General features: G+C 69.5%; 19 protein-coding genes and 1 tRNA gene. 10 read left to right on the forward strand and 10 right to left on the reverse strand.

Annotated features, from left to right (window positions below; translation table 11 throughout):
- Nucleotides 1-110 precede the first annotated feature (110 nt).
- The 3 genes from OHA61_RS22645 to OHA61_RS22655 form a co-directional block, all read right to left on the reverse strand.
- Nucleotides 111-452: an FmdB family zinc ribbon protein gene (locus tag OHA61_RS22645; RefSeq protein ID WP_406304572.1), complete on the reverse strand. Its 342-nt coding sequence runs from the start codon at nucleotides 450-452 to the stop codon at nucleotides 111-113.
- Nucleotides 453-521: 69 nt separating this feature from the next.
- Nucleotides 522-1,787 (reverse strand): MFS transporter, encoded by a 1,266-nt coding sequence (locus OHA61_RS22650; protein WP_406304573.1) that lies wholly within the window; start codon nucleotides 1,785-1,787, stop codon nucleotides 522-524.
- Nucleotides 1,788-2,049: 262 nt separating this feature from the next.
- The gene (locus tag OHA61_RS22655) at nucleotides 2,050-3,561 is read right to left on the reverse strand and encodes a potassium/proton antiporter (protein ID WP_406307424.1); all 1,512 of its coding nucleotides are present in this window, start codon (nucleotides 3,559-3,561) and stop codon (nucleotides 2,050-2,052) included.
- Nucleotides 3,562-3,775: 214 nt separating this feature from the next.
- Here OHA61_RS22655 and OHA61_RS22660 point away from each other — a divergent pair, with 214 nt between their 5' ends.
- Complete coding sequence (locus OHA61_RS22660; RefSeq protein WP_406304574.1) at nucleotides 3,776-6,514, forward strand: penicillin acylase family protein; 2,739 nt, start codon at nucleotides 3,776-3,778, stop codon at nucleotides 6,512-6,514.
- A gap of 3 nt (nucleotides 6,515-6,517) precedes the next feature.
- Here OHA61_RS22660 and OHA61_RS22665 read toward each other — a convergent pair whose 3' ends face one another.
- The gene (locus OHA61_RS22665) at nucleotides 6,518-7,135 is read right to left on the reverse strand and encodes a 5-formyltetrahydrofolate cyclo-ligase (RefSeq protein WP_406304575.1); all 618 of its coding nucleotides are present in this window, start codon (nucleotides 7,133-7,135) and stop codon (nucleotides 6,518-6,520) included.
- 94 nt (nucleotides 7,136-7,229) lie between these two features.
- On the opposite strand from OHA61_RS22665, the gene galU reads away from it, so the two are divergent.
- From galU to OHA61_RS22705, 8 genes are all read left to right on the forward strand, one after another.
- Nucleotides 7,230-8,132: a UTP--glucose-1-phosphate uridylyltransferase GalU gene (gene galU / locus OHA61_RS22670; protein ID WP_324978379.1), complete on the forward strand. Its 903-nt coding sequence runs from the start codon at nucleotides 7,230-7,232 to the stop codon at nucleotides 8,130-8,132.
- A 4-nt stretch (nucleotides 8,133-8,136) separates the two neighbouring features.
- Nucleotides 8,137-9,438: a gephyrin-like molybdotransferase Glp gene (gene glp / locus OHA61_RS22675; RefSeq protein WP_406304576.1), complete on the forward strand. Its 1,302-nt coding sequence runs from the start codon at nucleotides 8,137-8,139 to the stop codon at nucleotides 9,436-9,438.
- Nucleotides 9,439-9,510: 72 nt separating this feature from the next.
- Nucleotides 9,511-9,990 (forward strand): cyclic pyranopterin monophosphate synthase MoaC, encoded by a 480-nt coding sequence (moaC, locus tag OHA61_RS22680; RefSeq protein WP_361903048.1) that lies wholly within the window; start codon nucleotides 9,511-9,513, stop codon nucleotides 9,988-9,990.
- The gene (locus tag OHA61_RS22685; RefSeq protein WP_406304577.1) at nucleotides 9,987-10,544 is read left to right on the forward strand and encodes a molybdenum cofactor biosynthesis protein B; all 558 of its coding nucleotides are present in this window, start codon (nucleotides 9,987-9,989) and stop codon (nucleotides 10,542-10,544) included. The genes moaC and OHA61_RS22685 overlap by 4 nt, the downstream gene beginning before the upstream one ends.
- 17 nt (nucleotides 10,545-10,561) lie before the next feature.
- A complete protein-coding gene (locus tag OHA61_RS22690; protein ID WP_406304578.1) occupies nucleotides 10,562-11,173 on the forward strand; it encodes a GNAT family N-acetyltransferase in 612 nt (203 codons plus the stop codon).
- A 136-nt stretch (nucleotides 11,174-11,309) separates the two neighbouring features.
- The gene (gene glpR / locus OHA61_RS22695) at nucleotides 11,310-12,404 is read left to right on the forward strand and encodes a gephyrin-like molybdotransferase receptor GlpR (protein WP_406304579.1); all 1,095 of its coding nucleotides are present in this window, start codon (nucleotides 11,310-11,312) and stop codon (nucleotides 12,402-12,404) included.
- An 80-nt stretch (nucleotides 12,405-12,484) separates the two neighbouring features.
- A tRNA-Ala gene (locus OHA61_RS22700) sits at nucleotides 12,485-12,558 on the forward strand.
- Nucleotides 12,559-12,685: 127 nt separating this feature from the next.
- Nucleotides 12,686-14,980, forward strand: coding sequence for an MMPL family transporter (locus OHA61_RS22705; protein WP_406304580.1), 2,295 nt, complete (start codon nucleotides 12,686-12,688; stop codon nucleotides 14,978-14,980).
- A 21-nt stretch (nucleotides 14,981-15,001) separates the two neighbouring features.
- Here OHA61_RS22705 and OHA61_RS22710 read toward each other — a convergent pair whose 3' ends face one another.
- Together OHA61_RS22710 and OHA61_RS22715 are read right to left on the reverse strand one after the other, a co-directional pair.
- The gene (locus tag OHA61_RS22710; protein WP_406304581.1) at nucleotides 15,002-15,970 is read right to left on the reverse strand and encodes a trypsin-like serine peptidase; all 969 of its coding nucleotides are present in this window, start codon (nucleotides 15,968-15,970) and stop codon (nucleotides 15,002-15,004) included.
- Between the two features lie 116 nt (nucleotides 15,971-16,086).
- Nucleotides 16,087-16,575: a GNAT family N-acetyltransferase gene (locus OHA61_RS22715; RefSeq protein WP_406304582.1), complete on the reverse strand. Its 489-nt coding sequence runs from the start codon at nucleotides 16,573-16,575 to the stop codon at nucleotides 16,087-16,089.
- Nucleotides 16,576-16,638: 63 nt separating this feature from the next.
- Here OHA61_RS22715 and OHA61_RS22720 point away from each other — a divergent pair, with 63 nt between their 5' ends.
- The gene (locus tag OHA61_RS22720; protein WP_406304583.1) at nucleotides 16,639-17,430 is read left to right on the forward strand and encodes an exodeoxyribonuclease III; all 792 of its coding nucleotides are present in this window, start codon (nucleotides 16,639-16,641) and stop codon (nucleotides 17,428-17,430) included.
- 73 nt (nucleotides 17,431-17,503) lie between these two features.
- On the opposite strand, the gene OHA61_RS22725 is transcribed toward OHA61_RS22720, so the two are convergent.
- The 4 genes from OHA61_RS22725 to OHA61_RS22740 form a co-directional block, all read right to left on the reverse strand.
- Complete coding sequence (locus OHA61_RS22725; RefSeq protein WP_406304584.1) at nucleotides 17,504-17,698, reverse strand: hypothetical protein; 195 nt, start codon at nucleotides 17,696-17,698, stop codon at nucleotides 17,504-17,506.
- A 76-nt stretch (nucleotides 17,699-17,774) separates the two neighbouring features.
- A complete protein-coding gene (locus OHA61_RS22730; RefSeq protein WP_406304585.1) occupies nucleotides 17,775-18,656 on the reverse strand; it encodes an SDR family oxidoreductase in 882 nt (293 codons plus the stop codon).
- On the reverse strand, nucleotides 18,653-19,537 hold the full coding sequence (locus OHA61_RS22735; RefSeq protein ID WP_406304586.1) for an alpha/beta fold hydrolase: 885 nt from the start codon (nucleotides 19,535-19,537) through the stop codon (nucleotides 18,653-18,655). The genes OHA61_RS22730 and OHA61_RS22735 overlap by 4 nt, the downstream gene beginning before the upstream one ends.
- Nucleotides 19,534-21,048 carry a flavin-containing monooxygenase gene (locus tag OHA61_RS22740; RefSeq protein WP_406304587.1) on the reverse strand — a complete coding sequence of 505 codons (1,515 nt, stop codon included), beginning with the start codon at nucleotides 21,046-21,048 and terminating at the stop codon, nucleotides 19,534-19,536. Before OHA61_RS22740 ends, OHA61_RS22735 begins: the two co-directional genes overlap by 4 nt.
- Nucleotides 21,049-21,158: the final 110 nt, after the last annotated feature.

Consider the following 21,158-nt stretch of genomic DNA (forward strand, 5'->3'; position numbering starts at 1 on the left):
GCCGCCACATTATCCGTACGCGAAAACGCGGGGGGAGGCTGCCCGTGGAAGCGGCCGCACACGCCGAGGACCCCGCCGTACACAACGGCAGGGTCCTGGGAAAGCGGGCGTCAGGCGGCGGAGCTGCCGCTGGTGCTCGACGAGGAGGATGCGGAGCCCGAGGACGAGCCGGAGCCGTTCGCCGACGTGGAAGCCGCCGACTTCGAGTCGGACGACTTCGCACCCGAGGAAGGCGTCGACGCGCCCGACGACGCGGGCGAGCTGCTCGACGACGAGCCGCGGCTGTCGTTGCGGTAGAAGCCGGATCCCTTGAAGACAATGCCGACTGCCGAGAACACCTTCTTCAGGCGTCCCTCGCAGTTGGGGCATACGGTCAGGGCATCATCGGTGAACTTCTGCACCGCCTCGAGGCCCTCGCCGCATTCGGTGCACTGGTACTGGTAGGTCGGCACTGTGTCTTCCTCCTGGCACTCTCACTCAATGAGTGCTAACGACGGTCCATAGTGACGTATTCCGCTGGATCAGTCCACCGTCACCGGCACTCGGTGACCCATCCCACGCGCGGCGATCCGCCCGGGGGCCCTCGGCGAGAGCCGCGAGCGAAGGGCCAGGAGGGTGATCAGAGCCAGTGCGGTGCCCACCAGCGGGACCACGAACGCGGCGCTCGCACCGTGCTCGTCGGCCAGCCGTCCGGTCACCGTCACGGCCGCCGCCTGACCGAGCGCGACGGCGCCCGTCAGCCAGGTGAAGGCCTCGGTACGGGCCGATGCGGGCACCAGCGACTCGACCAGGGTGTAGCCGCCGATCAGGGCCGGAGCGATGCAGAGGCCGACCAGCAGCCCGAGCCCGGCCAGCAGTGCCACGGAGTGCACGGCCCACAGCGCGGATGCGGCCAGCGTCAGCCCGGCGTAACCGAGCACCATCCGGCGCCGCGGCCCGCTCTTCCAGGCGATCGCGCCGCAGGCGATGCCCGCGAGCATGTTGCCGGCCGCGAAGATCCCGTAGAGCAGACCGTTGGCCCCGGGGTTGCCGATCTCCTCGGAGAAGGCGGTCAGCGCGACCTGCATTCCGCCGAAGACGGAGCCGATGCCGAGGAAGGCCACGGCCAGGACGCGTACGCCGGGGATGGACAGGGCGGACGCATGCTCCACGCGCGCGTGCCCCGCGGCACGGCTCGGCTGGGGCTGCGTACGGCTCTGGGCCGCGAAGAACAGACCGCCGGCGAGCGTCAGCACCGCCTCCGCGATCAGTCCGCCGGCCGGGTGAACACCCGTGCTGAGCGCGGTCGCCAGCACCGGTCCGACGACGAAGGTGAACTCGTCCGTCACGGACTCGAAGGCGGCCGCGGTCGTCATCAGCGGCGAGCCCTCCAGCTTGGCGGCCCAGCGGGCCCGCACCATCGGGCCGATCTGGGGGACGGAGGCACCCGTCGGAACAGCTGCCGCGAACAGGGCCCACAGGGGAGCGCCCGACAGCGCGAGCGCGATGAGCGCGGAGACGGACGCGGTGTGCAGCAGGACGCCGGGCACCAGGACCGCCCGCTGCCCGAAGCGGTCCGCGAGCTTGCCGCTCTGCGGTGCGAACAGTGCCATGGAGACGCCGGTGACGGCGGCCACCACGCCGGCGCTGGCGTACGAGCCGGTGGTGTGCTGCACCAGCAGGACGATGCCGATGGTCAGCATCGCGAAGGGCTGGCGTGCCAGAAAGCCGGGGAGCAGGAATGTCCAGGCGCCGGGGGTGCGCAGAAGCTGCCCGTATCCAGGACGGTTCTTGACCGTGGATGCCACGGTCCGTGCCTTTCTGCCGCCTGGTAGCGCTCCTGAAGTACGCGTCGTACTTGTGGTACGAGACGCACCCGAGCCGCCGAGAGCTGTCCTCTTGCGCTGAACTGCGGTAGATACCGGGGCCGCTGAGAGGGCTCCGCGGCCGCCATACGGTCGCGCCAGCTCTGCGTCAGGCAGAGTTGGTCGATCAGTGTGCCTTCATCGTACAGGGGATCTCGGGATCGTCCCTGGGAAATGGCTCACATTCTCGAAGGTCCGCCTGTGATTAACCGGGTCTTCCCTCGGTGTTTCCACCCGTCCCCAGCCAGTCGGCCAGCTTTCCGCCCTGTCCGACCGCCCGCAGCCGCCGCTCGGCCGCGTCCCGTACCGGATCGGTCGCCACCACCAGCAGCTCGTCGCCCCGCCGCAGCACGGTGGACGGCAGCGGTACGAAGCTCTTCCCGTCACGTACGACCAGGGTGACCGCCGCCCCGGCGGGCAGCCGCAGCTCCGCGACCTCCACGCCGTGCATGCGCGACTCCTCCGGGATCGCCACCGACAGCAGATGCCCGCGCAGCCGCTCCAGGGGCGCGGACTCGATGCCCAGGTCGGAGGCGTCGTCGGAGCGGCCGAGGCCCAGCGCCTGCGCCAGCCACGGCAGGGTCGGTCCCTGGACCAGGGTGTACACGACGACCAGGACGAAGACGATGTTGAAGATCCGGTCGCTGCCCTCGATGCCGGCCACCGTCGGGATGGTCGCGAGAATAATCGGCACGGCTCCGCGCAGCCCCGCCCAGGACATCAGCACCTGCTCGCGCCATGGAATACGGAAGGGCAGCAGGCTGACGAAGACCTCCAGCGGCCGCGCGACCATGGTCAGCACGAGGCCCACGACCACCGCGGTCCAGAAGTCCTCGGTCAGCTCGTGCGGGGTCACCAGCAGTCCGAGCAGGACGAACATGCCGATCTGGGCGATCCAGCCCAGGCCCTCGGCGAAGCCGCGGTTCGCGGGCGCGTGCGGCAGCCGGGAGTTCCCGAGCACCACGGCGGCGAGATAGACGGCGAGGAAGCCACTGCCGTGCGCCATGGCGCCGGCGGCGTACGCCACCACCGCGATCGCCATCACGGCGATCGGGTAGAGACCCGATGCGGGCAGCGCCACATGCCGCAGCCCGAAGGCGCCCAGCCAGCCCACCGCGAGTCCGATGCCCGCGCCGATCGCCAGCTCCAGCGCGATCTTGCCGACCAGGACGTACCAGTCGTCGATCGGTCCGGCCGTGGAGAAGGCCACCACCAGGATCACCACAGGGGCGTCGTTGAAGCCCGACTCGGCCTCCAGCACACCGGTCACCCGGGACGGCAGCGGCACCCTGCGCAGTACGGAGAAGACCGCCGCGGCATCCGTCGATGACACGACCGCACCGATGATCAGCGCCTGCCGCCACTCGAGCCCGACCAGATAGTGCGCTCCCGCGGCAGTGACGCCCACGCTCACCGCGACGCCGACGGTCGACAGCACGACCGCCGCGGGCAACGCGGGTTTGATCTCCTTCCACTTGGTGCCCAGGCCACCCTCGGCCAGGATCACCACAAGCGCGGCATAGCCGATCACCTGCGTCAGTCGGGCGTCGTCGAACTTGACGTCGAAGATGCCGTCCTGCCCGATGGCGATCCCGATCCCGAGATACAGGAGCAGGCTGGGGAGCCCGCTGCGGGAGGAGATGCGGACCGCCGCCACGGCGATGAGCAGGACCAGCGAGCAGATGAGCAGGAGTTCGTTGAGCTGGTGGACAGTCAGTGGCCGATCCTTCCCCTCGCGCGTACATGCCGGATCGTTCCACCGGCCGGCGACACTTCGTTACCTTACCTAATCTTTAACGTTTCCTTTACTCGGGAGATCGTTTGTTCGGGAGCCGGGTGCTGCCTTTCGGATACCGCGTCCGGGCCCGTCGGACGCTGCGCCTATGGTTGCTCCAGCACTCCAGGACCAGCCTGCGCCTCGAAGGACAGCGATGCCCGCCAACACAACCGCCTCTTCCCCCAAGAAGAAGAAGGGGCGACGCGCCCGCCTGCTCGTGATCGTCCTGGTGCTGGCGCTTGTCGCGGGTGTCGGATACGGCACGTGGTGGAGCATCAGTACGGTGCGCGCCTCGTTCCCGCAGACCACCGGAACCATCAAACTCGAAGGCCTCAAGGGCCAGGTCGAGGTCAAGCGCGACGGCTACGGAATCCCGCAGATCTATGCGGACAGCGACGAAGACCTGTTCCGCGCCCAGGGGTTCGTCCAGGCGCAGGACCGCTTCTGGGAGATGGACGTACGCCGTCATATGACGGCCGGCCGGCTCTCCGAGATGTTCGGTTCCGGTCAGGTCGAGACCGATTCCTTTCTGCGTACGCTCGGCTGGCGCCGGGTGGCGCAGCAGGAGTACGACACCAAGCTCTCGCCGGCCACCAAGAAGTACCTCCAGGCGTACGCGGACGGCGTCAACGCCTATCTCAAGGGTCGCGAGGGCAGGGACCTTTCCGTCGAGTACGCCGCGCTCGAGTTCGAGAACGACTACAAGCCCGAGAAGTGGACGCCCGTCGACTCGGTGGCCTGGCTCAAGGCGATGGCCTGGGACCTGCGCGGCAACATGCAGGAGGAGATCGACCGCTCGCTGCTGACCAGCAGGCTGAGCCAGAAGCAGATCAAGGATCTGTATCCGGCCTATCCGTACGACAGGAACAAGCCGATCGTCGACAGGGGCGGGGTCAATCCCGCCACCGGCAAGTTCGACCCGAATGCCAAGCAGTCGGACATTTCCGGCAACGGCGGCAGCAACCGTGGCGGCAACAGTGCGCAGGGCGCCGCGCAGGGCCTCAACTCCCAGCTGGCCGCACTCTCCGAGACCCTGGACACGATCCCCGCCCTGCTGGGTCCCAGCGGCAACGGCATCGGCTCCAACTCCTGGGTCGTCTCCGGCCGGTACACGACGACCAACAAGCCGATGCTGGCCAACGACCCGCACCTCGCGCCGCAGCTGCCCTCCCTCTGGTACCAGATGGGCCTGCACTGCCGAAGCGTCTCGGCCTCCTGCCAGTACGACGTCGCCGGCTACACCTTCTCCGGCATGCCGGGCGTGATCATCGGTCACAACCAGGACATCGCCTGGGGCTTCACCAATCTCGGCGCGGACGTCACCGACCTGTACCTGGAGAAGCTCACCGGCGACAGCTACCAGGTGGGCACCGAGAAGAGGCGGCTGACCACCCGCGAGGAGGTCATCAAGGTCGCGGGCGGCTCCGACAGGAAGATCACGGTCCGCTCCACCGAGCACGGCCCGCTGGTCTCCGACCGCAGCGACGAGCTGGAGAAGGTCGGCCAGAAGGCCCCCGTCTCCACTGCCCCGGACCGCGGTGCCGGCTACGGGGTGGCGCTGCAGTGGACCGCCCTGCAGGCCGGCAGGTCCATGGACGCCGTCTTCGCGCTCGACCGCGCCAAGGACTTCGCCACCTTCCGCGCGGCGGCCAAGAACTTCGAGGTCCCCTCGCAGAACCTGGTCTACGCCGACGCCAAGGGCAATATCGGCTACCAGGCGCCCGGCACGATCCCGATCCGCGCGGAGGGTGACGGCACGACGCCCGCCCCGGGCTGGAACCCCAAGTACAAGTGGAAGGGCTACATCCCCTTCGACGAGCTGCCGTATGAACTGAACCCCAAGCGTGGCTACATCGTCACGGCCAACCAGGCTGTGACCGACGCCAAGAAGTATCCGTATCTGATCACCAAGGACTACGGCTACGGCACCCGCAGCCGGCGGATCAACGACCTCATCGAGTTGAAGATCCAGGGCGGCGGGAAGATCTCGACCGAAGACATGCGCACCATGCAGATGGACAACAGCAGCGAGATCGCCAAGCTGCTGACCCCGTATCTGCTGAAGATCGACATCTCGGACCCGTACGTCCGTGAGGCGCAGAAGCTGCTGGAGGGCTGGCGTTACACCCAGGAGCCGGACTCCGGTGCCGCCGCGTACTTCAACGTGGTCTGGCGCAATGTCCTCAAGCTCGCCTTCGGCAACAAGCTGCCCAAGGAGCTGCGGGTCGAGGACGAGTGCCTCAATGTCCGCCCCGCCGACAGCACGGCCCCGGACGACGAGCTCACCAAGCGGGTGCGCGAGTGCGGCCAGCGCGACACCGATTCGGCGCAGCCGGACGGCGGCGACCGCTGGTTCGAGGTCGTACGCAGGATCCTCAAGGACGAGAAGAACGAGTGGTGGCACTCCCCGGCCAGCCGTACGGACGCCGCCACCGTCACCCGTGACCAGCTGCTGGCCCGGGCCATGGAGGACGCCCGCTGGGAGCTGACGGCCAAGCTCGGCAAGGACGCCACCAGCTGGAGCTGGGGCAGGCTGCACCAGCTGACGCTGAAGAACCAGACGCTCGGCACCGAGGGTCCCGGCTTCCTGCAGTTCGTGCTCAACCGCGGCCCGTGGAACCTGGGCGGCGGCGAGGCGGCGGTCAACGCCACCGGCTGGAACGCGGCGGGCGACTACAGCGTGATCTGGGCGCCCTCGATGCGGATGGTCGTCAACGTCGGCGACTGGGACAAGTCCCGCTGGATCAATCTGACCGGCGCGTCAGGGCACGCGTACAGCGCGCACTACACCGACCAGACCGACAAGTGGGCCGACGGCGAGCTCCTCGACTGGGCCTACGGCGAGCAGGCGGTCCAGGCCAGGACCGTCGACACCCTCAAGCTCACTCCCTGACGCTCACCGGCCGGGGCGCTTGACGTCCCGGTCCTTGAAGCGGACGACGGCCTCGGGTGTGACCACCGCGTGCACGGGGTGGTCGTGCGGCTCCTCCGGGACCCGTGCGACCACCTCGTTCGCGTACAGCAAAACCACCAGCGCTGGGTCGGCGCCGGCCGCCGAGAGACGGGCGAGGACCCGGTCGTACGAGCCGCCGCCGCGGCCGAGCCGCATACCGCGTGCGTCCACCGCGAGCCCGGGAAGGAGCACGGCGTTCGCGTCGAGCACGGCGTCCACGCCGAGCCGCTCCCCGTCCGGCTCCAGCAGTCCGCGCCCCGCGCGCACCAGGTGGTCCGCGCCCTCGTACACTCCCCAGTCCAGATCGTTGTCCGCCCTGAGGACCGGGAGCAGGACGCGTACGCCCCGCGCGCGCAGCGCGTCGAGCAGCGTGCGTGTGCCGGGCTCACGCCCGACGGAGACATATGCGGCGACGGTGTGTGCTTCGGTCAATTCCGGGAGATCCAGGGCCAGTCGCGCGAGAACCGCGGCGGCCCGCTCGACGTCCTCACTGGACAGAAGGCCCCGGGTGTCCAGGAGTTCACGCCGTACCGCACTCTTTCCGGACATGTCACCGCTCATCGGTACTTCACAAACCTCTCGTATACGCCTTTATGAGAAGGAAGTTAACCGGAGGCTCATCTTCAGCCCATAGTCACCGGATAGGGTGATCCTCATGACTCAGTCGCACCCCAGGATCAGCAAGGCTGTCATCCCAGCCGCAGGCCTCGGCACCCGGTTCCTGCCTGCCACGAAAGCCACTCCCAAAGAGATGCTGCCTGTCGTCGACAAGCCCGCGATCCAGTACGTCGTCGAGGAGGCGGTCTCGGCCGGCCTCTCCGACGTGCTCATGATCACGGGCCGCAACAAGCGCCCGCTCGAGGACCACTTCGACCGTAATTACGAGCTGGAGGAGGCGCTCAAGAGCAAGGGCGACGCCGGCCGGCTCGCCAAGGTCCAGGAGTCGAGCGACCTCGCCACCATGCACTATGTCCGCCAGGGCGATCCGCGCGGCCTCGGCCACGCCGTCCTGTGCGCCGAACCGCACGTCGGCGACCAGCCCTTCGCGGTCCTCCTCGGCGACGACCTGATCGACCCGCGCGATCCGCTGCTCGCCCGCATGGTCGAGATCCAGGAGCGTGAGGGCGGCAGCGTCATCGCGCTGATGGAGGTCGACCCCGCGATGATCCACATGTACGGCTGCGCGGCCGTCGAGCCCACCGCCGAGGGTGATGTCGTCAAGGTCACCGAGCTGGTCGAGAAGCCCGCCACGTCCGAGGCGCCGAGCAATCTCGCCATCATCGGCCGCTATGTCCTCGACCCCGCCGTCTTCGGCATACTCCGGGAGACCGAGCCGGGCCGCGGCAACGAGATCCAGCTCACCGACGCCCTGGAGAAGCTCGTCGAGGACGAGAAAGTCGGCGGCCCGGTGCACGGCGTGATCTTCAAGGGCCGCCGCTACGACACCGGCGATCGCGGCGACTATCTGCGGGCGATTGTCCGACTCGCGTGCGAACGTGAAGACCTGGGCCCGGAGTTCCGGACCTGGCTTCGCAGTTATGTGACCGAGGAGATGTAGCACCGTGAGCAGCACGATCTGGTCGGTGGACGACCACCTGGAGGACATCCTCGGCGCGATCCGGCCGCTCGACCCGATCGAGCTGCAGCTGCCGGACGCCCAGGGCTGTGTCCTGGTGGAGGACGTCACCGTGCCCGTCGCGCTGCCGCCCTTCGACAACAGCTCCATGGACGGCTACGCGGTCCGCACCGCCGATGTCGCGGGCGCGAGCGAGGAGTTCCCCGCGGTCCTCACGGTGATCGGCGATGTGGCGGCCGGCGGCGGCCCGCTGCCCACCGTCGGGCCCGGCGAGGCCGCCCGGATCATGACCGGCGCCCCGCTGCCGCCCGGCGCCGAGACGGTCGTCCCGGTCGAGTGGACCGACGGCGGTTCGGGCGGGGGAGCGGCCACCGCGATGCGCCCGGCGGGCGAGGCCCCCGAGGGCGGGAGCGGTGAGGTGCGCGTTCACCGTCCGGCCGAGGCCGGTGCCCATGTCCGCTCGCGCGGCAGCGACGTCCAGGCGGGTGATCTTGCCCTGGAGGCGGGCACCGTTCTGGGGCCGCCGCAGATCGGCCTGCTCGCCGCTATCGGCCGCGGCACCGTGCGCGTACGGCCCCGCCCGCGCGTGGTCGTGCTCTCCACCGGCAGCGAACTGGTCCAGCCGGGTGAGAAGTTGGGCGAGGGCCAGATCTACGACTCGAACAGCTTCGCCCTGTGCGCCGCCGCTCGCGACGCGGGCGCCCTCTCCTACCGGGTCGGCGCGGTCACCGACGACGCGGAGACGCTGCGCGCCACCATCGAGGACCAGCTCATCCGCGCCGATCTGCTGGTCACCACGGGCGGCGTGAGCGTCGGTGCGTACGACGTGGTGAAGGAAGCACTCTCCTCTGTGGGCGACGAGGACGTGCCGGGCAGCGGCGTCGACTTCCGCAAGCTCGCCATGCAGCCCGGCAAGCCGCAGGGCTTCGGTTCGATCGGTCCCGAGCACACCCCGCTGCTTGCGCTGCCGGGCAATCCCGTCTCCTCGTATGTCTCCTTCGAGCTGTTCGTACGGCCCGCGATCCGGGCGCTGATGGGTCTGAAAGACGTGCAGCGCCCGAAGGTGCGTGCCGTACTGAAGGCCGACAAGGCGCTCACCTCGCCCGACCGCAAGCGGCAGTTCCTGCGGGGCAGGTACGACGCCGAGTCGGGCACGGTCTCGCCGGTCGGCGGTTCCGGCTCCCATCTGATCGCGGCCCTCGCCCATGCCGACTGCCTGATCGTCGTTCCGGAAGCGGACACTTCGGTGGAGCCCGGCGCGGATGTGGAAGTGGTCCTCATCGGCTGACCTGCTTACGGTGGCGGTACCGTGTCTGCCCACACAGGCCCCGCAGGGCCCTGACCGGGAGCGCCGCAGCAGATGAGTACGCAAGGCAGGCTGACGCACATCGACGAGGCGGGGGCGGCCCGTATGGTCGACGTCTCCGGAAAGGACGTCACCGCGCGCACCGCCCGCGCCAGTGGCCGGGTTCTGGTCTCACCGCAGGTGGTGGAGCTGCTGCGGGGTGAGGGCGTCCCCAAGGGAGATGCCCTGGCCACGGCCCGTATCGCGGGCATCATGGGCGCCAAGCGCACCCCCGATCTGATCCCGCTCTGCCATCCACTGGCCGTCTCCGGCGTCAAGCTGGATCTGTCCGTCGCCGACGACGCGGTGGAGATCACCGCCACGGTGAAGACGACCGACCGTACGGGTGTCGAGATGGAGGCGCTGACGGCGGTCTCGGTCGCCGCGCTGACCGTCGTCGACATGGTCAAGGCCGTCGACAAGGGCGCGGTGATCACCGATGTCCGGGTCGAGGAGAAGACGGGCGGCAAGTCCGGCGACTGGAGCCGGCCATGAGCCCGCGCGCCGGAGAGGTCTACAGCCACAGCCACGGCCCGGAAGCGGGGGCGGGGGCGGTCCGGCGGGCCCTGGTCGTCACCGCATCCAACCGCGCCGCGGCCGGAGTGTACGAGGACAAGGGCGGCCCGGTCCTCGCCGAGGGGCTGACGAACCTGGGCTTCACGGTCGACGGCCCCCGGGTCGTCCCCGACGGTGACCCGGTCGAGCAGGCCCTGCGGGAGGGGGTGGCCGCCGCGTACGACGTCATCCTCACCACCGGCGGCACCGGAATCTCGCCGACCGACCAGACCCCTGAGGTCACCCGCCGCGTCATCGACCACGAGATCCCCGGTATCCCCGAGGCGATCCGCGCGTACGGACGCGAGAAGGTGCCCACCGCGGCGCTGTCCCGCGGGCTCGCCGGGGTCGCCAGCCACACCCTGATCGTCAACCTGCCGGGGTCCACCGGCGGGGTGCGTGACGGTATGGCCGTACTGGAGCCGCTGCTGATCCACGCCGTCGACCAGATCCGCGGCGGGGACCACCCCAGACCTGCCGGGAGCTCAAGCTGAACGCTCTCTCCTGGCCGGTGATCCTGGCGGACGGCGATGTGGTCCTCCGTCCCATAAAGCTGCGTGACCAGCGGAGCTGGCGCGAGGTCAACCGGCGCAATCGCGACTGGCTCAGGCCCTGGGAAGCGACGATTCCGCCGCCCGCCCCCGGCGCCCCGCACGCCCAGCGCCCCACCTACCGGCAGATGGTCCGTCATCTGCGCACCGAGGCCAACGCGGGGCGGATGCTGCCCTTCGTCATCGAGTACCAGGGCCAACTGGTGGGCCAGTTGACGGTCGCCGGGATGACCTGGGGCTCCATGTGCTCGGGCCATGTCGGCTACTGGGTGGACCGGGACGTGGCCGGCCGCGGGGTGATGCCGACCGCTGTGGCGCTCGCCGTCGACCACTGTTTCCGTTCGGTGGGACTGCACCGCATCGAAGTCTGCATTCGCCCCGAGAACGGCCCCAGCCGGCGGGTGGTGGAGAAACTCGGATTCCGCGAAGAGGGGCTGCGCCCGCGCTATCTCCACATCGACGGTGCGTGGCGGGACCATCTGGTGTTCGCGCTGACGGCCGACGAGGTTCCCGAAGGACTGCTCCGCCGCTGGCACCAGGCACGGCCCGGAAGGCCACGGGAAATAAAATAAACGTTCGAAATTGATCGCTGCCGACCATGATGTGATCTGAACAATCGCAAAAAAAGTCCGTGATATCAGCCAGATCGTGCGACACACCGGGCCAATTGGCGGATGCCCTTGCGTAAACCCCTCTACGGTGTGATGCGTGAGCAGCAGCGGCCTCATCTACGCAGTCATCGTCGGGGCCTGGGCCGCCTACTTGGTGCCGATGTGGCTCCGCAGGCAGGACGAGCTCAATGAAGCCCGTCCGACGGAACGCTTCTCCACCGCCATCCGGCTGCTGTCCGGACGCGGTGCGATGGAGCGCCGATACGCCAAGGAGCTGCGGGAGCGCGACGCGGAGCAGGCCGTTCCCGACGTGGACCCGGATGCCCCCACGGACCGTTTGAGTTCCGTGGACGTCCGGGCCTTCGCCGCGCCCCCGGCCCGTACCGAAGCCCGGATGGACGTCCCGGCGTCCCGCCAGGCGCCCGAGCAGGCGGCCAAGGTCCCGGCCCCCGCCCCGCGGCGTCCGCGCCCGAACGGTTCCGCGGCCGAGCGCGCCCGCCGCACCAGGGTTCTGGCGCGCCGCAGACGGACGACCGTCGTCCTCTTCCTCGCTTTCACGCTCGGCGCGATCGTCGCGGCGATCGGCGGGCTCGGCTTCCTGTGGGCCCCGGCAGCCCCGGCCGTCCTCCTGAGCGCATACATCGTGCATCTGCGCAACCAGGAGCGGCGCCGCTTCGTGTTCACCATGGACCGGCGCCGGGCCGAGGCCGCGGCGCAGCGGCTGCGCGAGAACCGTCCGCGCCGGCACCAGGCCGCGGCTGTGTCCGCCGCCGAGCCGGACGAGGAGCCCGACGCCGGCCCCGAGCCCGAGTCCGCCGCCGCGCTCTCCCCGCAGGAGGCGGGCCGGCGTGCGCTCGTCGAGCAGACGGACCACGCGGAGTGGGTCGACCAGCAGCGCGAGCGCGGTCCGGCCCGCGGCGACAGCTGGGAGCCGGTCCCGGTCCCCCTGCCGACGTATGTCACCGCACCGGTGGCCCCGCGGGCCACGAGCGGCGTCGATGTCAGCGACCCGGAGACCTGGAGCGCGGCCCGCTCCTCGACGGCCGAGCCGACGTCGGCGGCGCCGGCGGAGGCGGCCGAGCCGTCGCCCGGTCGGCGTGCACCGCAGCCCCGGCGTTCGCGGGAGCGCGGCCGCACCCCCCTGTTCGACCAGTACGCGGACGAGGACCGGCCCCGCGCCGCCAACGAGTGAGCCTGTGACCGGCGCGTTTCCAGCGCGGGAACGGATTTCCAAGCACCCCGAGGGGGATGCTAGAGTTTCACTCGTTGCAAGGGCCTGTGGCGCAGTCTGGTAGCGCACCTCGTTCGCATCGAGGGGGTCTGGGGTTCAAATCCCCACAGGTCCACAACAACTGACGAAGTCCCGTCCGGTCATCACGACCGGGCGGGACTTCGTCGTTTTGCACATGCCGTTCCGACCGCCCGGGCTTTTAATGCTGAATGTCCGATTCCAGTTGCTGTCGGGAGAGACGCATGTCGATGGTCGAGCCACCCCCGCAGGCCTCCCGTGCGTCCGAACCAATGCCCCGCAAAGGGCTGCTGCGCAGGCTCGGTGAATGGTGTGCCCACCACTGCGTGATCGTCATTGTCATCTGGCTGGTCGCCCTCGCCGGTCTTCAGGTGCTGCATCGCACATATGGCGGCGAGTACTCCGACAACTTCTCGCTGTCCGACGTGCAGTCGACCGAGGGGCTTGACGTACTGAAGGAGCACGAGCCGTCCGCGGGCGGCTACAGCAGCCAGATCGTGCTGAACGACACCGCCAAGCCGCTCACCGACCTCAGCTCGCAGGTGTCCACGGTGGTCGCGAATCTGCAGAAGCTGCCGGACGTGATCTCGGTGCAGAATCCGCTGCCTCCCCCGGGAACGACTCCACCGGCGCAGCCGTCCGGACAGGACGTCGGTCCGCTCTCCTCGGACGGCAAGACCGCGTACATCACCATCACCTTCGACAAGCAGCCCTCCCTCCTCGAGGACTCGTATCTCGACGGGGTGGACACGGCCGTCCAGCCGCTGCGGTCCGCCGGAGTGGATGTGGAGTACGGCGGTGCACTGGGTGAGCTTGCCCGTCCCGAGGCCGACGACCGGGTCAGTGAGCTGATCGGTTTCGCGGTGGCGATCGTGGTGCTGCTGATCGGCTTCGGCAGTGTGATCGCGGCCGGACTGCCGCTGGTGACCGCGCTGATCAGCGTGATCTGCGGGCTCGCCGTCCTCGGGCTGATCGCCGCCGCCTGGACCTTCGCCACGGTCTCGCCGACGCTGGCCACCATGATCGGCCTCGGCGTGGGCATCGACTACGCGCTGTTCCTGATCACGCGGCACCGGCAGAACCTCATCGACCGCGCCGACCCGGTGAGCGGGGCCGGCCGGGCGGTGGCCACCAGCGGCCGGGCGGTGCTCGTCTCCGGCTGCACGGTCATCATCGCCCTGTGCGGCCTCTGGGTCTCCGGGATCAGTTTCATCGGCAAACTCGGAGTGGCCGCCGCCGTCACCGTGGTCACGGCGGTCATTGGCGCGCTCACGCTGGTGCCCGCGATGCTGGGGCTGGTCGGCAGGCACATCGACAAGTACCACGTGCGAAAGCCGATCGCGGAGACGGACGCGGCGCCCGGCGCCGAGGCGCACGGAACCTGGCACCGGTACGCGATGCGCGTCGAGCGCCGCCCGTGGTGGTTCCTGACCGGCGGGGTGGTGGTCCTGGCCGTGCTCGCCATTCCACTCTTCTCCATTCAGCTCGGCCATATCGGGGACGGCGCGGACCCGAAGTCCTTCACGGACCGGCGTGCCTTCGATCTGATGTCCAGCGCGTTCGGGCCCGGATCCAATGGCCCGTTGACCGTCGTCATCGACCAGACCTCGGTGCCGTCGGCCGACCGGGCGGCGCTCTCCTCGCAGGCCCAGAAGGCGCTCACCAATGTGCCCGGGGCCGCCGTGATCACTCCCCTGAAGCCGACCCAGGACGGCGATGTCCTGGTCGCGACCGCGTACTCGAAGCAGGCGCCGCAGGACGAGGACACCACGCAGCTGGTGAACCGGCTGGTGGACACCACCCTGCCGGACGCCGTATCGGGCACCGCCGCGAAGGGCTATGTCACGGGCACGACGGCCGCGCAGGTCGACTTCCTCGACATCGTCTCCGAGCGGCTGCCCCTGATCATCCTGGTCGTGGTCGGCCTCGCCTTCATCATCATCCTGATCGTCTTCCGCGGAGTGCTGGTCGCGGTCAAGGCGGCCGTGCTCAACGTCCTTTCCATTGCAGCCTCGTACGGAGTCGTGGTCGCCGTCTTCCAGTGGGGCTGGGGAGGCCCGTCGCTGGGAGTGTCGGGGGACGTGCCGATCGAGAGCTATGTGCCGATGATGATGTTCGCGATCGTCTTCGGTCTGAGCATGGACTACGAGATCTTCCTGCTCTCCCGCGTCCGTGAGGCGTGGCTGCGCACGGGCGACTCGAAGGCCAGCGTCGCGCACGCGCTGGAGATCACCGCGCGGGTCATCACCTGCGCCGCGCTGATCATGGTCAGCGTCTTCGCCGCCTTCCTCATCAGCGACAACATCGTGGTGAAGATGCTGGGTCTGGGCCTCGCGGTGAGTGTGCTGATCGACGCGACGGTGGTGCGGCTGCTCCTGGTCCCGGCGGTGATGACACTTCTCGGGCCTGCGGCGTGGTGGATGCCGCGGTGGCTGGACCGGATCCTGCCGCACATCGACGCGGAGGGCGAACACGAGGAGGAGGCGGTCCCGGCGGGCAGCAGGACCGGCGGGAGCTAGCGCCCCCGCCGGCCGCCCGACCTAGGACACCTGCGCCTTGTCGTACACCGACTTGGCGTCATTGCCGAAGTAGGGGCCGAACATCCGGTTCGGCAGGAAGATGTAGCCGAAGCTGTTCACCGAAGCCTGCAGGCCCGTGCCGGTGGTCTCACTGAACGAGGTGAACCAGGGGCCGCCGCTGGAGCCGCCCGTCATGTTGCAGCCCAGGCTGTGGTCCTGCGAGAAGAGGAAGTCCTTGGAGGAGTTCCCGCTGCAGTAGATGAGCTTGGTGCCGTCGTACGGAGAGGCCGCGGGGAAGCCGAAGGCGTACATCGGCTTGTTGTAGCCGCCGTTGAAGCTCAGGCCCTGCCCGCCGACCGTCGCGGCGAGGGTCTTGCCGCCCAGCGGGGCGACGACCGCGGCGCCGACGTCGTAGTTGATGTCCTCACTCGCCACCCACTGGGTGGTCGAGAAGGTCTTGGTGGCGGACCACTGGCCGTACGGGGCCTGGCCGTTGTTGTAACCGGGCACGAAGACCCAGTTGGTGTGCCAGCTGCCCTGGTACTTCACGCAGTGGCCCGCGGTGATCACGGTGCTGCCGTTCTGGCTGGTGACCGAGTCGCCGGAGCAGGAGGCCGTACGTCCCTGGAAGGTGAAGAACACCCGGCCGGAGGTCTTGACCACCGCGCCGCCGCCCGTCCAGGGGCCGCCTGCTTGCGGAAAGGCCATCGGCCCTACGGCAGTTGAGGATGCCACGGTCGGGGCGACGATCGTCTCCTTGCCGCCCGGCTTCGGTGCCTTGACGGAGCCCGGGGCGACCCGGAGCACATCGAGCGGGGTGGCGCTGCGCATCCGTTCAGCGGTCCAGAAGCCCTTTGTCTGCTGCTGCTTGAAGACCGTCGGGGTGGGGGAGGGAGCAGGGGCGGCGTTTGCGGCGGTGGCCGAGAGTGCGCCGGCCAGCAGTGTGCCGACGGCCAACAGGATTCCTGCGGCGGTGCGATGGCGTCTCACGCATGTCTCCTTCTGCCGTGCCCGCGCGTGGTGTCGCGCGGGCAGGGTGGGGGATGAGGCGGTGCGGATCGGCTTGCACGTGCGTGAGGCAGAGTGCCACGGGAATCTTGTTTATGTCAGGGGCGCGACAAGAGCTTGGCGAAGCAGCGGCTGTCGTCGAATTCGCGGTAGTGGCCGAATTTCCGCGCACAGAGCTCATAGCCGCTGGACAGGTAGAGGGTGATCGCCTCGGGCTGCTTCGTGCCGGTCTCCAGAACCATCCGGGTCCGGCCGGCCGCGCGGGCGTCGTCCTCCAGGGCCGCGAGGATGCGCCGGGCGAGACCCTGGCCGCGCGCCTCGCGGATCACGTACATGCGCTTGAGCTCGGCGTCTCCGTCGCTGTAGCCCTCGTCGTTCTCCTCGTGCGAACGCCAGCCGCCGGAGGCGACGGGGTGCCCGTCGTGGTCGTACACGAGGAGGTAGAGACCGTTCGGCGGCTCGAACATCGACGCGTCGAGCGGTGTGACATCGCCGTCGTCGCTGTAGCGCTCGGCGTATTCGAGCTGCACCTGGTCATTGAGCTTGACGGCATCGGGGTGGTCGAAAGGCATGGGTCTCACATCCATGCCCACGAGCGTACGTGTAGGCCACACCGGGATGCCGTGGTGGCCCCTGGATAGGGTGCCGGGATGCTCACCGTGACTAGCGTGAATGTGAACGGGCTGCGCGCCGCCGCCAAGAAGGGCTTTGTTCCGTGGCTGGCCGGCACCGCCGCCGACGTCATCTGCCTCCAGGAGGTACGGGCCGAGGCGCACCAGCTCCCGGACGAGGTCCGCGAGCCCGAGGGCTGGCACACGGTGCACGCCCCTGCCCTGGCGAAGGGCCGCGCGGGCGTCTCCCTCTACACGCGGCGCGAACCCGACCGGGTGCGGATCGGCTTCGGGTCGAGCGAGTTCGACGCGAGCGGGCGGTACGCCGAGGCGGACCTGCCCGGTGTCACGGTCGCGAGCCTGTATCTGCCGTCGGGCGACGTGGGCACGGACAAGCAGGACGAGAAGATGCGGTTCATGGGCGAGTTCCTGCCCTATCTGCGCGAGCTCAAGGCGAAGTCCGCGGCGGACGGGCGCGAGGTGGTGGTGTGCGGCGACTGGAACATCGCTCACCGCGAGGCGGACCTCAAGAACTTCAAGGCCAACAGGAAGAACTCCGGCTTCCTGCCCGAGGAGCGGGAGTGGCTCGGCCAGGTCTTCGAGGAGTACGTGGATGTGGTGCGGGCGCTGCACCCGGAGGCGGAGGGGCCGTACTCGTGGTGGTCGTACCGCGGGCGGGCTTTCGACAACGACAGCGGATGGCGCATCGACTACCAGGTCGCGACGGCGGGTCTGGCGCGGCGCGCGGTGAAGGCGTGGGTGGAGCGGGCCGCGACGCACGGGGAGCGGTGGAGCGACCATGCGCCGGTGACGGCGGTCTACGACCTGTAACTGAGGGCGCCGCGCGGAAAGGCGCACCCGGCGTCCCGGGTGCGCCTCGTTCACGCCCTCGCACAGCGCAGCGTCAGGCGTCGTAGTCCAGGTTGAACCTGTCCTGCGCTTCGTGCATGGCTTCGTCGTCGGACTTGTTCTGCTCCCGGCGCGGCTGCCGCGCCTTCGAAGCCCGCTCCGGCGCCTCGTCCCGCGCGCCGCTCGCGGCCTGCTCCGCCCGCTCCTTGAGCTGCTGAGCCTTGACCTCGAACTGGTCCCTGATGCCCATGTGTTTCACTCCTCGCGGGGTGTGGGGATGTGGGCCTCGACCAGACTGGCATGCGCCGACATACCGCGCATTTTGATCAATTACGCTCCGTGCGCGCCGCCTCGTCCGCCGCGCCGCCCGCCCCCACGAGCCCCTTCGGGACCCCTTCAAGCCGCGGCGCGAAGCGCCGCATCTCCCGTTGTCCCACGGTCCCGATGAGCGACGGCAGATAGCCCCGCACCGACTGCATCCCGCGCAGCCACCACTGCCCGTACACATGCGAGGACCGCCGTTCGATCCCGGTCACGATGCGGTCCACCGCCGGGCCGAGGGGATACGTCTTGTTCGACGGCCACGGCAGCCGCTGCCGCAGCTCCCGCATCACGTCGTCCTGGTCCGCGCCCCGCACCAGATCCGTGTCCGTCCAGGACAGATAGCCGACGCCGACCCCCACGCCCCGGTATCCGACCTCCGCCCGCAGGCTGTGCGCGAAGGCCTCGACGCCCGACTTGGACGCGCAGTACGCCGTCATCATCGGCGCCGGGGTGATCGCGGCCAGCGACGCGATCTGCAGGAAGTACCCCCGGCTCTCCACCAGGACCGGCAGGAACGCCCGCCCGGTCACCGCGCTGCCGATCAGGTTGACCTCGATCACCCGGCGCCACGACACCGGATCCGAGTCCATGAAGGGACCGCCCGACGCCACGCCCGCGTTCGCCACGACGATGTCGACCTTGCCGAAGCGCTCCTTGACCTCCCGCGCGACCCGCGCCATCGCCTCGTGGTCGGTGACGTCCGCGTACCAGTGATCGCTCTCGGTGTGCAGCCGCTCCGAGACCTGCTTCAGCTCGTCCGGCTCCAGGCCCACGAGCGCCACCTTCGCGCCGCGCGCCGACAGTTTGCGGGCCAGCAGTTCGCCCACGCCCCGTGCCGCGCCGGTGACGACCGCGACCTGTCCCTCCAGGCTGGTCCTGCTCATGCGGCCTCCTCCTTCGCGTTCAGGTACGTGTCCGCCAGTTCGCGGATCTTCGCGGTGACGGCCTCGGGGGCCTCCACCGGTGTCATATGGCCCATCCCGGCGAGTTCCACGAGCTCCAGGCACCGGGGCAGGGCGTCGGCGAGTCGCCGGGCGTGCACCAGGGGGGTGAGCCGGTCGGCCGTGCCCGCCACCACGACCGCGGGCACCCTCAACTCCCGTACGCCCGCGTCGAGATCGAGTTCCGCGAGCACACGTGCCCAGGCCACCCGGGACGCCCTCGGGCAGGCGTGCACGATACGGGCGCACTCCGCGACCCGTTCCCGCGCCGAACCGGGGCCCATCGTCGCGTACTTGAGGATCCGTTTGGAGACAGGCGTCACCGGCCCCAGTGGCGCCCGTGACCCCAGCACCGCACGGGTGATCCGGCTCCGCAGCCGTCCGGCGCGCATCGGTAGCACCAGCGACTCGTCGATCAGCCGCGAACTGCCCGTGCTGCACATCAGTACCGCAGCCGCGTGCTCGGCGAAGGCAGCCCGCCCGGACGCGGCCATGAGTGTCATCCCGCCCATGGAGTGCCCGGCGAGCACGGCCTTCTCGCCCGGAGCCAGTACCGCGCCGAGCACGGCCTCCAGGTCGTCGGCGAGTACGCCGGTACCGGCGCCGGCTGCCGCGGTGCGCCCGTGACCGCGCTGGTCGTAGACGACGACGCGGTGATCGGTGGCCAACTCCCGTATCTGGGCGGCCCAGAACTCCGTCGAGCAGGTCCAGCCGTGCGCCAGCACGACGGCGGGCGCATCGTCGGGGCCGTGCACCTCGACATGGACCGGCGATCCGTCGGCGGAGACGGCGGTCAGTGTCCGGCTCATGACGTTCCGGCTCATGACGCGACGTCCACGGATTCGGCTGCCGCGGCGGACTCGGCGAGCGCCCGTACGACCTCGTACTCCGACAGATCCACCCGCCGCGTCTCCCGCCGGAACTCGCCCGTCGTCCCCGGCCACAGCGTGGTGTTACGCCCGTTCGCGTCCAGGTACCAGCTGTTGCAGCCGCCGGACTTCCACACCGTCCGCTCCATCCGCTCCTGCACCCGCCGGTTCCACGCGCCCACCGCGGACGGACGGGCCGCCAGCGCCGCACGCCCGCCGAGTACCGAGAGCTGGCGCAGGTAGTCGGCCATGTAGTTGAGCTGCGACTCGATCATCAGGATCATCGAGGAGTTCCCGAGGCCCGTGTTGGCGCCGATGATCGTCATCCAGTTGGGGAAACCGGCGGCGGTGGCGCCGCGCAGCGACTGCATCCCGTCCTTCCACGACTCGGCCAGCGTGATCCCGTCGGCGCCGACCACCCGCTCGGCGATCGGCAGGTCGGTCACATGGAATCCCGTACCGAAGATGATCGCGTCGACCTCTGTCTCGGAACCGTCGGCCGCGACGACGCTTGATCCGCGTACCTCGCTCAGCCCCGAGGCGACGATGTCCACATTGGGCTGCGCGAGCGCCGGGTAGTAGTCGCTCGACAGCAGGATCCGCTTGCAGCCGATGCGGTACGAGGGGGTCAACCGGGCCCGCAGCGCAGGGTCCTTGATGGACCCCGCGATATTGGCCTTGGCGAGCGACTCGATGAGCCCGAGCTCGTTCGGTCGCTTGGTGAAGGCGCTGACCTGCAGCTCCCTGATTCCCCACAGCAGCCCGCGGCGCGCGCTCCCGGTGAAGGGCAGCTGCCGGTGCAGCCAGCGCTCGACCCCGGTGATCTTCCGGTCCATCCGCGGCAGCACCCACGGCGGCGTCCGCTGGAACAGCGTCAGCTTCGCGGCCTGCGGCTGGATCGCGGGCACGATCTGGATCGCGGACGCCCCGGTCCCGATCATGGCGACGCGCTTGCCGCGCAGGTCGTAGTCGTGGTCCCAGCGGGAGGAGTGGAAGACCTTGCCGGGGAAGTCGGCCAGGCCCGGAATCTCGGGAGTCTTCGGATCGGAGAGCGGCCCGGTCGCCGAGACGACCACATCGGCGGTCATCGTCCCCTGGGAGGTCTCGATCTCCCAGCGCAGCTCGTCGCCGTCCCAGCGCATCATCAGCACCTCATGGTCGAGGCGGATGTGGGAGCGCAGCCGGAAGGTGTCGGCGACACGCTCCAGGTACGCGCGGATGTGCTCCTGCCCGGAGAAGGTGCGCGGCCAGTCGGGGTTGGGCGCGAAGGAGAAGGAGTAGAGGTGCGAGGGCACGTCGCAGGCGCACCCGGGATAGCTGTTGTCCCGCCAGGTCCCGCCGACCGAGCCTGCCCGTTCCAGGACGACGAAGTCGGTGATCCCTTCGCGGCGCAGCCGGACCGCGGCTCCCAGGCCACCGAATCCGGATCCGATCACCGCCACCCGTACGTGCTCGCGCTGGCCCATGCCGCCGCCTCCCGCTGAAGGTCAACACCCTGCCAGCAATCACTGGCACAGTTGGGAGGGTAAGGCAGCGGCATATCTCGCGGTAGGGGTGGGGCCCGACAAGTTACCGG

It is taken from the genome of Streptomyces sp. NBC_00885, assembly GCF_045207475.1.
Classification (GTDB): domain Bacteria; phylum Actinomycetota; class Actinomycetes; order Streptomycetales; family Streptomycetaceae; genus Streptomyces.